Origin of the sequence: Haemophilus sp. HMSC071C11, from assembly GCF_001837655.1 — a bacterium.
GTDB classification, from domain to species: Bacteria; Pseudomonadota; Gammaproteobacteria; order Enterobacterales; family Pasteurellaceae; genus Haemophilus; species Haemophilus influenzae.
The window spans coordinates 1-10,243 of sequence record NZ_KV833392.1 but is presented as its reverse complement, the minus strand read 5'-3'; the positions used below and the strand labels follow the sequence as shown (position 1 = coordinate 10,243).

At 36.6% G+C, this 10,243-nt stretch carries 12 protein-coding genes and 4 tRNA genes; 1 reads left to right on the top strand and 15 read right to left on the bottom strand.

Translation table 11 applies throughout. The features are described 5' to 3' along the window. Positions 1-134 precede the first annotated feature (134 nt). The 4 genes from HMPREF2644_RS00085 to HMPREF2644_RS00070 all read right to left on the bottom strand — a co-directional run bounded on the left by HMPREF2644_RS00085 (position 135) and on the right by HMPREF2644_RS00070 (position 520). Positions 135-210, bottom strand: a tRNA-Thr gene (locus HMPREF2644_RS00085). Positions 211-213: 3 nt separating this feature from the next. Then, positions 214-288: transfer RNA gene (locus HMPREF2644_RS00080), tRNA-Gly, on the bottom strand. A gap of 42 nt (positions 289-330) precedes the next feature. Then, positions 331-415 (bottom strand) — tRNA-Tyr (locus HMPREF2644_RS00075). Between the two features lie 29 nt (positions 416-444). Further along, positions 445-520, bottom strand: a tRNA-Thr gene (locus HMPREF2644_RS00070). 215 nt (positions 521-735) lie between these two features. On the opposite strand from HMPREF2644_RS00070, the gene coaA reads away from it, so the two are divergent. Then, the gene (gene coaA / locus HMPREF2644_RS00065; protein WP_005655205.1) at positions 736-1,659 is read left to right on the top strand and encodes a type I pantothenate kinase; all 924 of its coding nucleotides are present in this window, start codon (positions 736-738) and stop codon (positions 1,657-1,659) included. Positions 1,660-1,749: 90 nt separating this feature from the next. Here the strand turns inward: coaA and rseB are convergent, their stop codons facing one another. The 11 genes from rseB to HMPREF2644_RS00010 form a co-directional block, all read right to left on the bottom strand. Beyond that, positions 1,750-2,697 carry a sigma-E factor regulatory protein RseB gene (gene rseB / locus HMPREF2644_RS00060; protein ID WP_011272115.1) on the bottom strand — a complete coding sequence of 316 codons (948 nt, stop codon included), beginning with the start codon at positions 2,695-2,697 and terminating at the stop codon, positions 1,750-1,752. Positions 2,698-2,776: 79 nt separating this feature from the next. Next, positions 2,777-3,352, bottom strand: coding sequence for a sigma-E factor negative regulatory protein (locus HMPREF2644_RS00055; RefSeq protein WP_011272116.1), 576 nt, complete (start codon positions 3,350-3,352; stop codon positions 2,777-2,779). Positions 3,353-3,376: 24 nt separating this feature from the next. Beyond that, positions 3,377-3,946 (bottom strand): RNA polymerase sigma factor RpoE, encoded by a 570-nt coding sequence (gene rpoE, locus HMPREF2644_RS00050; protein WP_005655198.1) that lies wholly within the window; start codon positions 3,944-3,946, stop codon positions 3,377-3,379. Between the two features lie 108 nt (positions 3,947-4,054). Beyond that, complete coding sequence (locus HMPREF2644_RS00045) at positions 4,055-4,312, bottom strand: FAD assembly factor SdhE (protein ID WP_005672506.1); 258 nt, start codon at positions 4,310-4,312, stop codon at positions 4,055-4,057. An 89-nt stretch (positions 4,313-4,401) separates the two neighbouring features. Continuing rightward, positions 4,402-4,788, bottom strand: coding sequence for a large-conductance mechanosensitive channel protein MscL (gene mscL / locus HMPREF2644_RS00040; protein WP_005651263.1), 387 nt, complete (start codon positions 4,786-4,788; stop codon positions 4,402-4,404). 72 nt (positions 4,789-4,860) lie between these two features. After that, a complete protein-coding gene (trkA, locus tag HMPREF2644_RS00035) occupies positions 4,861-6,237 on the bottom strand; it encodes a Trk system potassium transporter TrkA (RefSeq protein ID WP_005655192.1) in 1,377 nt (458 codons plus the stop codon). Between the two features lie 12 nt (positions 6,238-6,249). Then, entirely contained in the window at positions 6,250-7,602 is a 1,353-nt protein-coding gene (rsmB, locus tag HMPREF2644_RS00030; protein WP_011272117.1) for a 16S rRNA (cytosine(967)-C(5))-methyltransferase RsmB, read from the bottom strand. Further along, positions 7,602-8,558: a methionyl-tRNA formyltransferase gene (gene fmt / locus HMPREF2644_RS00025; RefSeq protein WP_011272118.1), complete on the bottom strand. Its 957-nt coding sequence runs from the start codon at positions 8,556-8,558 to the stop codon at positions 7,602-7,604. Before fmt ends, rsmB begins: the two co-directional genes overlap by 1 nt. A 100-nt stretch (positions 8,559-8,658) precedes the next feature. Beyond that, positions 8,659-9,168, bottom strand: a complete 510-nt coding sequence (gene def, locus HMPREF2644_RS00020; RefSeq protein WP_005630900.1) for a peptide deformylase — start codon at positions 9,166-9,168, stop codon at positions 8,659-8,661. A gap of 189 nt (positions 9,169-9,357) precedes the next feature. Next, the gene (locus HMPREF2644_RS00015; RefSeq protein ID WP_005667551.1) at positions 9,358-9,780 is read right to left on the bottom strand and encodes a YbjN domain-containing protein; all 423 of its coding nucleotides are present in this window, start codon (positions 9,778-9,780) and stop codon (positions 9,358-9,360) included. Further along, positions 9,773-9,958 (bottom strand): hypothetical protein, encoded by a 186-nt coding sequence (locus HMPREF2644_RS00010; RefSeq protein WP_011272120.1) that lies wholly within the window; start codon positions 9,956-9,958, stop codon positions 9,773-9,775. Before HMPREF2644_RS00010 ends, HMPREF2644_RS00015 begins: the two co-directional genes overlap by 8 nt. Positions 9,959-10,243 lie beyond the last annotated feature (285 nt).

Here is a 10,243-nt window from a genome sequence, read left to right as displayed (position 1 = left end):
TTTTGTACGTTCAAATTTTTCTTTAGACATTGAAATAGTCCCTCTAAATAGACACGGTTATCGATGGGTAAATTAAACCACATTAACCAATAAATTTATTTGCTGATTGATATAAGGATGAGGAATTATAAGACTGGTGCTGATAGGCGGATTTGAACCGCCGACCTCACCCTTACCAAGGGTGCACTCTACCAACTGAGCTATATCAGCGTCTGGAGCGGGCAGCGGGAATCGAACCCGCATCATTAGCTTGGAAGGCTAAGGTAATAGCCATTATACGATGCCCGCAAGTCCTAAATTCGTCTGTCCCATCAGGATCCATCTAAAAGATGGTGGAGGGAGAAGGATTCGAACCTTCGAAGGCTGAGCCAACAGATTTACAGTCTGCCCCCTTTGGCCGCTCGGGAACCCCTCCACACTAAATGAATACTTGATACGAAAGAATGGTGCCGACTATCGGAATCGAACTGATGACCTACTGATTACAAGTCAGTTGCTCTACCTACTGAGCTAAGTCGGCGTGTCGTAAGCAAGTGAGGCGTATTATATGGAAAAAACTTTAACTGACAAGTATTTTTTATAAAAAAGTTTATTTTTTTGATTATTCGTTTAAATCACAATCAAAAAAGTGATTTTTTAATCAAATTAGTGCACATTTAATGAAAAATGAATGCTAAATTTTTATTTATAGCGTATATTTTTCTCCAATTGTCTATTTGACTCAATAATATCTCAATGAATCTAACCCCTTTTTTAAGTTTTAACCGCAAACAATGGGCAGAATTGCGTAAATCTGTCCCCCTAAAACTTACAGAACAAGATCTTAAACCGCTTTTAGGTTTTAATGAAGAGCTATCTTTGGATGAAGTCAGTATGATTTATTTACCATTAGCTCGTTTAATTAATTATTACATTGACGAAAACCTTCGCAGACAAGCTGTTTTACACCGTTTTTTAGGGCGTAATAAAACAAAAGTACCTTATATCATTAGCATTGCAGGTAGCGTAGCGGTAGGGAAAAGCACTTCAGCACGAATACTCCAATCACTTCTTTCCCATTGGCCAGCGGAGCGCAAAGTAGATCTTATAACTACTGATGGTTTTTTATATCCATTAGAAAAACTAAAAAAAGATCATCTTTTACACAAAAAAGGTTTCCCTATTTCTTATGATACGCCCAAACTTATTCATTTTTTAGCTGATGTGAAATCTGGCAAAACTGAGGTGGAAGCACCAATCTATTCGCATTTAACCTATGATATTATTCCTGATAAATTTAATGTGATAAATAAACCTGACATTCTTATTTTAGAGGGCTTGAATGTACTTCAAACAGGTAATAATAAAACCAATCAAACATTCGTATCAGATTTTGTTGATTTCTCTATTTATGTTGATGCAGAAGAAAAATTATTGAAAGAATGGTATATCAAACGGTTTCTGAAATTCCGCGAAAGCGCATTCAACGATCCTAATTCTTACTTTAAACATTATGCCAATTTATCGAAAGAAGAATCCATTACCACCGCTAGTAAAATTTGGGATGAAATTAACGGGTTAAACCTTAATCAAAATATTCTTCCAACTCGTGAGCGAGCAAATCTAATTCTAAAAAAAGGTCACAATCACCAAGTAGAATTAATAAAATTAAGAAAATAAAAATTCGCACGTAAAAACGTGCGAATCTTAGTCAATGCCTAACTCAAAATCAGTTATTGATAAAAATATCGTAAAAAATTACCGCACTTTTTATCTAAATTTGACTTCTTGTACAATGCGTTTTGCCGTCGAGATTGGTAATTGCCCAATAAAAGTAATTTCTTTTCCTCCGATGACCTCGCTATAAATCGTATAAGCCCCTTGTTTCCAAGTATTTTCTGGTAGGTCATTAGAGCTTACATTAGAGACAAACAACGTAAAAGTAAATAAGCCATCACTATATAATGCGCTATCTATGATTTCATTTTCTAATATTTCTTGAGTATATCGAATTAAAGAAAAACCTTGTGGCAACCAACCTGCAGACCAAGTTATATCTGAACTTTGTTCATTTTTACTTTCTTTCAATAAAGGGGGCAATGATACCTTGTTAATATAATCCGTTAATCCTCTCAATCTGTCATCGATGTAAAGTGTTACAACTCTAAATTGATCAAGTAGCTTGCCTTCGCGATCAAGCATATCACTGCGTAATAACAAGCCATTTTCTTCATCGATAAACACCAAATATTGATACCGAAAATCATCTTTAGGAACAATTCTAATCGTATCAGCGAAACGCCCAGCAACGCGATCTTTACCTAATTTTACGAAATCATAATCAGAAGAAAGCTTATCAAAATTTGCACGCACAACCGCAGGCATCGCATCAACTATATTGCCACTATTAAGCGTAAATGCTTGAGCATTTGGCTGAAAATAACTGACTAAATTATCACGTTGAATAATTTCTTGCTGGCGACCATCTAAAGTAACTAATTGTGCGTAGGTTTTGTTATCTTGTTTGATATGTCGATAACGAAATGAATCCATATTTGCTGGAGTAGTTTGCACAAAGGCAATTTCATAATTGAGATTATCCAATGCTTGTGTCATTTTATCTAAAGACTGCTTCGCAGAAAGCTCTTCAGCAGAAGCAATGCTACTTAATAGCAAAGAAAGAGAAAGTGCGGTAAATTTTAATGCGATTTTTTTCATAGAAATCTAAAGGATAAAAATTCACCACACTAAATAACAATTAGGTGGTGAATCAATAATCTGAACAAAGGAAACCAATTTATCTCACTTGACTGCTAGCATCAGAGTGCATACGACGTTGCAATTCATAGTTTTGCAACATTGCACCAATACGACGACTTTTTTTCTCAAGCTGATCTGAAGTCAATGTATCTTTACTTGGCGCATTATAGCTAACCTCTTGAACCGCATTATTAAATGGCAAGGTTTGCAATACTGGAGCCTCAGGTAAATTAGACGCTTCGTTTTTACTATTGAAAGATTGAACACCAAGTACTGCCACTAAACATACACCAGCAGCAACAGCAACTTGCGTCATTGGCGCAAAAAATGCCTTTAATTTTTGCATAAATGCAGAATTATGTGCATCTTCTGGTTCAGGTTGAGACACCGCAATGACATCGACTTTCTTCACGTCTTCTAACTCAATCAAATCTGCCATTTTAGCGGTAAAATCCCCCCCTAAAAAGACCGCACTTTCTTTACGCATTACTGAACGAACGGTATGAAATGAATGCCAAGACGCTTGTAATTCTTCGTCTCTTAATAAAGCATCTGTCAAGTCAGTTTTGACTTGTTCGCCATCCATATAGGCTGAAAGCTGCTCTTTTTGCATAGTAAACTCCAATTTTTATTCGCTCTACATTAGAGGTTGAATTTTATTTTCGATCATTTCCCTTGCTCGGAAGATTCGGGAACGAACCGTACCAACAGGACAATCCATAATTTCTGCAATCTCTTCGTAACTTAAACCTTCTAGCTCTCGTAACGTAATCGCGGTTTTTAAATCTTCTGGTAAGTTATGAATAGTATCAAAAACAATTCTTTCTAACTCACTAGACAACATTTCATTTTCGGGTGTATCCACATCCCGCAAGTGCGTACCCACATCATAATTTTCAGCATCTTCTGCCAAAATATCTTCATTTGGTGGACGGCGACCTTGAGCCGTTAAATAATTTTTTGCCGTATTAACGGCAATTCGATAAAGCCATGTATAGAAAGCACTTTCGCCACGAAAAGATTCAATTGAGCGATAAGCTTTTATAAAGGATTCTTGCACCACATCAGGAATATCGTTACGTGATACATAGCGAGTCAAAAGCCCCGCCACTTTATTCTGATAACGCGAAACCAACAAATTGAAGGCTTTCTTATCCCCTTGCTGCACTCTTTCTACCAAAGCCTGATCTGTTAGCTGTTCAGCCATATTTCTCCTATGCCAATATCTAACACGCCTTAATATTCAAGACAGCAAGCTCTTGCTGCAATCTCAGACACAGGTGTGTGAAAAAAGTTCATACGTATCTTAATAATTTTAATTAGTTGTGATTTTTTGTACGTTTTGGATATACTCTACCATAGATTGAATTTCTGAATCTGATGATTTACCACGATTAAAAAACCAAGAAAACAGCTGCAGATCTGTACTTGCTAATAAACGAATAAATATATCTTTTTTGTCATCTGTTAATTCATCAAAATGCTTCAAATAAAAAGGCATTATGATTTTATCTAACTCTAACATTCCTCGGCGACAATCCCATTCAATGCGAAGTTTATTATATTTTTCCATTTTATTTCCCTAAAATTGAGGGCTGATTATAGCTTAAAAAATAGTAATAAAAAAAGTCAGCATTTCTGCTAACTTTCATTCTTTAAATATTATTTATTCTTTAATAAATCACGGATTTCAGTAAGCAATGTTTCTGCCTTTGGTGCAGTTTTTTTCTCCTCTGGTTTTCTTACCTTATTGATTACTTTGATCATCATAAAGATTGCAAAAGCAATAATAATAAAATCAATCACATTTTGAATAAACAAACCATAATTTAAAGTAACAGCAGGAACATCGCCTTGTGCTTGTGCTAATACAAATTTCATGTCTTTGAAATCAATACCACCAGTTAAAATCCCCAACACGGGCGTAAAAATATCACTAACAAGTGAACTTACGATCTTGCCAAATGCGCTACCAATAATCACACCGATAGCCATATCTACGACATTGCCACGCATTGCAAATTCGCGAAATTCTTTAATAAAATTCATAATAATGTTCCCCTTCAAAAATTACATAAAAAGAGCGACTATTATAATAAATCACTCTGAAAAGTAAAAAAACTAAATAAAGAATGCGCTTGGTTGGAATAATTTCTCAATTTCTGGCACATTTTTCTTATCACTTAAATAAATCACTATATGATCGCCTTCTTCAATAATCACTTGACGACGAGCAATAATTACATCATTCCCTCGTAATAAAGCACCAATAATGGTTCCCATCGGCAAACGCAACTCACCAATTTTTCGCCCTACTATATTTGAAGTATTCACATTACCGTGTGCAACAATTTCAATGGCTTCGGCAATGCCATGTCGTAATGTTGCCACATTTTTTACATCGCCTTTACGCACGTGACCTAACAAAGCAGAAATCGTTACTTGTTGTGGAGAAACCGCAATATCAATCGTGCCTCCCTGAATAAGATTAATATAAGCAATCCGTTGAATCAGTACCATTGCTTTTTTCGCACCTAAACGCTTGGCTAACAAAGCTGACATAATATTCGCTTCATCGTCGCTACTTAATGAAAGAAATACATCCACACTTTCAATATGTTCTTCAAAAAGCAAGTTTTGGTCTGAGGCATCTCCATTAAATACTAACGTTTTTGGCAACTTTTCTGCTAAGGCTTGCGCTCTGTTTGAATCTCGTTCAATAAGCTTTACAGTACAAGAATTTTCCAAACGTTTTGCTACGCCAAAAGCAACATTTCCTCCACCAACAATCATTACTCGCTTATAAGGTTTCTCCAAACGTTGTAACTCTCCCATTACCGCCTTAATATGTTCAGTAGCGCAAATAAACGTGATTTCATCGCCAGCTTCTACAATGGTTGAGCCTTGTGGACGAATCGGTTTGCCATTACGTAAAATAGACATAATACGACAATCAATATGTGGCATATGTTCGCGAAATGCGGAAAGTGCATATCCAACCAAAGCCCCCCCATAATAAGCTTTCACTACAACAATACTAATACGATTATTGGCAAAATGGGCAACTTGTAATGCGCCTGGATAAGCAATTAAACGCGTAATTTCATCAGTGACAAGATTTTCAGGCGAAATTAAATGATCAATAGGTATATTTTCATTGTTGAACAACTTGTCTTTTTCACGTAAATATTCTGAATTACGGATACGTGCAATTCGCGTTGGCGTATTAAATAATGTATAGCCCATTTGGCAAGCGACCATATTGATTTCATCGGAGGCTGTCACGGCAACCATTAAATCGGCATCTGCCGCGCCTGCGTCACGAAGCACTTTTGGAGATGATGGAGAGCCTTGTACCACACGCAAATCGTGCTTTTCTTGCAATGTTTGTAACTGAGGAGATTCATTATCCACTAAGGTAATATCGTTATCTTCACTGACTAAGTTTTCTGCAAGCGTCGTTCCTACCTGACCTGCACCCAAAATGATAATTTTCATTATCGCTCTCCTTTATGCTCGTTTAAGCAATTTAGCATAATAGAACCCATCTCCACTATTTGGTTGTGGAATGAATTGAAAACCCACCGCACTTTTATCATCACTAACAGGTAATGGCAATAACTCCGCATCTGCGTGAGCATTTAAAAATGCTTGGATTTGTTCGCAATTTTCTTCTGGCAATACAGAACAAGTCGCATAAAGCAAAACACCGTTTGGCTTCAGTTTTTCCCAAAGTGCACTCAGGATTTTCTTCTGTAATTCGACAAGCTGAGCGATATCGGTTTCTTTGCGTAACCATTTTATATCGGGGTGGCGTCGAATTACCCCTGTAGCAGAACAAGGTGCATCAAGTAAAATTCGGTCAAATTTCACCGCACTTTTACCAATTTCAGCTAACCATTCGTCAGGTTTACTCGCATCGCCGCAAACCACTATCGCTTGCTGATTTAAACGTGCAAGATTTTCTTCTACTCGTTTTAAGCGATGAGATTCTACATCTAATGCAATCACATTAGCTTGAGGTGCCAGTTCTAAAATATGGGTCGTCTTACCACCGGGTGCAGCGCAAGCATCAAGGATCCATTCCTCATTTTTAGGCTCAAGCAACATTGCCGCCCATTGCGCACTCAAATCTTGTACCGTTACAGCACCTTCTTCAAAGTGCGGTAATTTTTGCACCGCAATCGGTATATCTAAACATAGTGCATTAGGATGGTGACTTGTTTTTGCAGAAATACCTTGTTCCTCAAGTAAAGTGCGGTAAGTTTCGAGGGCATTTTTTTGTGAATTCACACGTAGCCACATTGGTGGTTTCTGATTGTTCGCCTCAATGATCTCACGCCAATTCGGATAGGCTTTTTTTAATTTATTCACGAACCATTCAGGATGAAGCGTTTGCCAATTTTTATCGATAATTGCCAAAATTTCATCTTGTTCACGTAAAAATCTACGCAAAACCGCATTCACTAATCCTCTAAAACTATCAGATTTTAATGATTTTGTTGCGTTCACAACTTCATCAACTGCCGCATGAGCAGGCACTCGCATATAAAGCAATTGGTATAACCCTACAAGTAACAGGCAATGAACAATGCGAGTTTTACCTTTAAGCGGCTTATCCACAAGACGTTTGATAATTTGCTCTAAGCGAGGCAATACTCGACACACGCCAAAACAAATTTCTTGTAGCAAGGGCAAATCTTGGGCTTTTACAGAAAGTTGCACTTCTGGAATTAACGCCGACAAGGATTTACCTTCATCCAATGCTTGCAAAATTAAGTTTGCTGCAATAGCCCTGGTCGAAAGTGCGGTCATTTTTACTGAATTTTTTACTTTGATAGTTTTAGAAGAAAATTTTTTCATTATGCAAGCACCTTACCAATAGTAAACCATTCTGCACGGCCATTTAATAAATCTTGTGCAGACATAGGCTTTTTACCTGCAGGTTGTAATTGCAATAAGTTTAAGACGCCATCGACAGTCGCAATTTGAATGCCATTTTTATCCGCACTTAAAATAGTTCCCGCTGGTTTATCTTGATGAGGCAACACTTCCGCTTGATACACTTTTAAAGTTTGTGCATTGCCATCCTTGTCTTCTGTTGAAAAATAGGCAATTGGCCAAGGATTAAAAGCGCGGATATTACGCTCAAGTTGCATTGCAGGAAGTGACCAATCTAATTGTGCCTCTTCTTTGGAAAGTTTTTCTGCATAATTACTTTGGCTGCCATCTTGTTTTTCCGCTATAAATTTACTGTTTTCAAGATTATCTAAAACATCGATTAATACTGATGGAGCAAGCTCTGCCAGTTTGTTATAAAGACTCGTTGAAGTTTCAGTCGGTAAAATATCACAATAGACTTTATGTAACATATCGCCTGTATCTAAACCTTCATCCATTTGCATAATGGTTACACCCGTTTGTACATCGCCAGCCCAAATTGAACGCTGAATTGGTGCTGCACCTCGCCAACGTGGAAGAATAGAACCATGCACATTCAAACAACCTAAACGAGGGGCATCTAATACAGCTTTCGGTAAAATTAATCCATAAGCGACAACAACCATTACATCTGCATTTAACGCTTTTAATTCAGACTGTGCTTCTTCTTTACGTAAGGATTTAGGTTGATAAACGGGAATGTTATTTTGCTCAGCAAGTTGCTTGACAGGACTTGCTTGCAATTTCTTACCGCGACCAGCTGGTTTATCAGATTGCGTATAAACAGCGATCACGTTATGTTGAGAATTTAGAATGGCTTGTAAATGCTGTGCAGCAAAATCTGGCGTACCCGCAAAAATAATATTAAGTGATTTCATAATGTCCTACGTTATGGTAATTGATAGGAAAAAGGAAGTAGGGTGGGCTTAAGCCCACCGTTTTTTGAAATGATTGCTGGGCTAAAGCCCACCCTACGTTTTAGCTTTTCGCAATCTGCTTCTTGTATTTAATCAACTTTTCTTTAATACGTTGGCGTTTAAGTGGAGAAAGATAATCAACAAATAAAATTCCATTAAGATGATCGATCTCGTGCTGAATACAGATCGCAAGCAAACCATCCGCATCTAAAGTAAATTCTTTACCATCACGATCTAACGCTCTCACTGTCACTTTTTCTTTACGAGGAACCAACGCACGGAACCCTGGAATGGATAAACACCCCTCTTCAATTCCCGTTTCGCCTTCTGAAGCCAAAATTTCAGGGTTAATCAAAACAAACTGATTCTGTTTATCGCCTTCAACATCAATAGTAATAATACGTTGCAAAATATCCACCTGAGGTGCAGCTAAACCAATACCTTTCTCTTGATACATCGTATCAAACATATCATCAACAATTTTACGAATTGCATCATTAACTTCAGTAACAGGCTCACAGACAACCTTTAAGTGATCATCAGGATAAATTAATACATTAAGTGCGGTCATAATTTCTCTTGTTTTTAAGGGTAGAATTTTAGCGGGATTATAGCACAGCTAAGAAAGAATGTCTAGAAAAGCCCCAAATGGGGCTTAGATTAATATTCGAATTTGGGAGACTTTTTTAATTCCCTCTAAGACAGATGTAAAATAACCTGCAGCATATTTGATTTGATCTTAGGATATGGAACTAATAACTTACCAAAATTCTTTCTTAGCTAATCCATTTAATAAAGAAATATCTGATAGTCCTTGAATAATTTGAGACTTAGTTACACCATTACCATCATTGCGCAAAAGAAGCTCGATTCCTAATTTATCATCATCTGTTAAATAAAATTTTCCGAGTCTATAATCAATATTTATTTTATTCACTTTTCTTAATGAAAAGCGGTTCTCATCATCGTCATACATGATAAAAAATTGAATATCACCTCCATCATGGGGAACAACTACAACATTCGTACCTTGTAATCTAAACACCAAAAAATTATCTTGTATTACATTAATAGAATAACCTTCTTCCTTAAGAATATCTACGATTTCAGATACAGAATATTGATTATCAATACCTTTAATTTCTCCTTTATCAGAAAATAAAGAATTAAAGAAATTACTCATAAATTCCCCCTCCATTTGGATTTCGTGTTGCCGTAATAGATGATTTATCACGCATTTGTGCACTGAGATCTGTAGAATAAGAGAATTGATCCATTGAATTGGTTAAATCATACTGGTACTTATTACCAGAGCTATCTTGATATATTTTCTTACCATTTTCAAAAATTGGGATAAGCATACACTTTTCTCCTGCTTTAAGTTCATTATAATGAGAGTAAATTGATTATTTTTTATTCTATCTTAGTAAATAAGGTACTGGTGTAAGGACAAGAGGTATCCCCGTCTCTGCCCAGTATTGCTATTGAGTAATCGGTAAACACAAATACTGTTTTACTAATTTTTTGAAATTTAAAGATAGAAAAACCCCCAGCCTTTCGACTGGGGGTTCTTATCTTTTATTCTACTCTGCTTTATTCTATTTATGTATTTGCTAACCTGGCGGTGCCCTACTCTCACATGGGGA

Excerpts from the sequence above, each read along its gene's own strand:
- HMPREF2644_RS00015 (WP_005667551.1), bottom strand. The coding sequence starts at position 9,780 with ATGAGTAATTTCTTTAATTCTTTATTTTCTGATAAAGGAGAAATTAAA.
- fmt (WP_011272118.1), bottom strand. The coding sequence starts at position 8,558 with ATGAAATCACTTAATATTATTTTTGCGGGTACGCCAGATTTTGCTGCA.
- HMPREF2644_RS00055 (WP_011272116.1), bottom strand. The coding sequence starts at position 3,352 with ATGCAAAAAGAGCAGCTTTCAGCCTATATGGATGGCGAACAAGTCAAA.
- coaA (WP_005655205.1), top strand. The coding sequence starts at position 736 with ATGAATCTAACCCCTTTTTTAAGTTTTAACCGCAAACAATGGGCAGAA.
- mscL (WP_005651263.1), bottom strand. The coding sequence starts at position 4,788 with ATGAATTTTATTAAAGAATTTCGCGAATTTGCAATGCGTGGCAATGTC.
- def (WP_005630900.1), bottom strand. The coding sequence starts at position 9,168 with ATGACCGCACTTAATGTATTAATTTATCCTGATGATCACTTAAAGGTT.
- rsmB (WP_011272117.1), bottom strand. The coding sequence starts at position 7,602 with ATGAAAAAATTTTCTTCTAAAACTATCAAAGTAAAAAATTCAGTAAAA.
- trkA (WP_005655192.1), bottom strand. The coding sequence starts at position 6,237 with ATGAAAATTATCATTTTGGGTGCAGGTCAGGTAGGAACGACGCTTGCA.
- rseB (WP_011272115.1), bottom strand. The coding sequence starts at position 2,697 with ATGAAAAAAATCGCATTAAAATTTACCGCACTTTCTCTTTCTTTGCTA.
- HMPREF2644_RS00010 (WP_011272120.1), bottom strand. The coding sequence starts at position 9,958 with ATGCTTATCCCAATTTTTGAAAATGGTAAGAAAATATATCAAGATAGC.
- rpoE (WP_005655198.1), bottom strand. The coding sequence starts at position 3,946 with ATGGCTGAACAGCTAACAGATCAGGCTTTGGTAGAAAGAGTGCAGCAA.
- HMPREF2644_RS00045 (WP_005672506.1), bottom strand. The coding sequence starts at position 4,312 with ATGGAAAAATATAATAAACTTCGCATTGAATGGGATTGTCGCCGAGGA.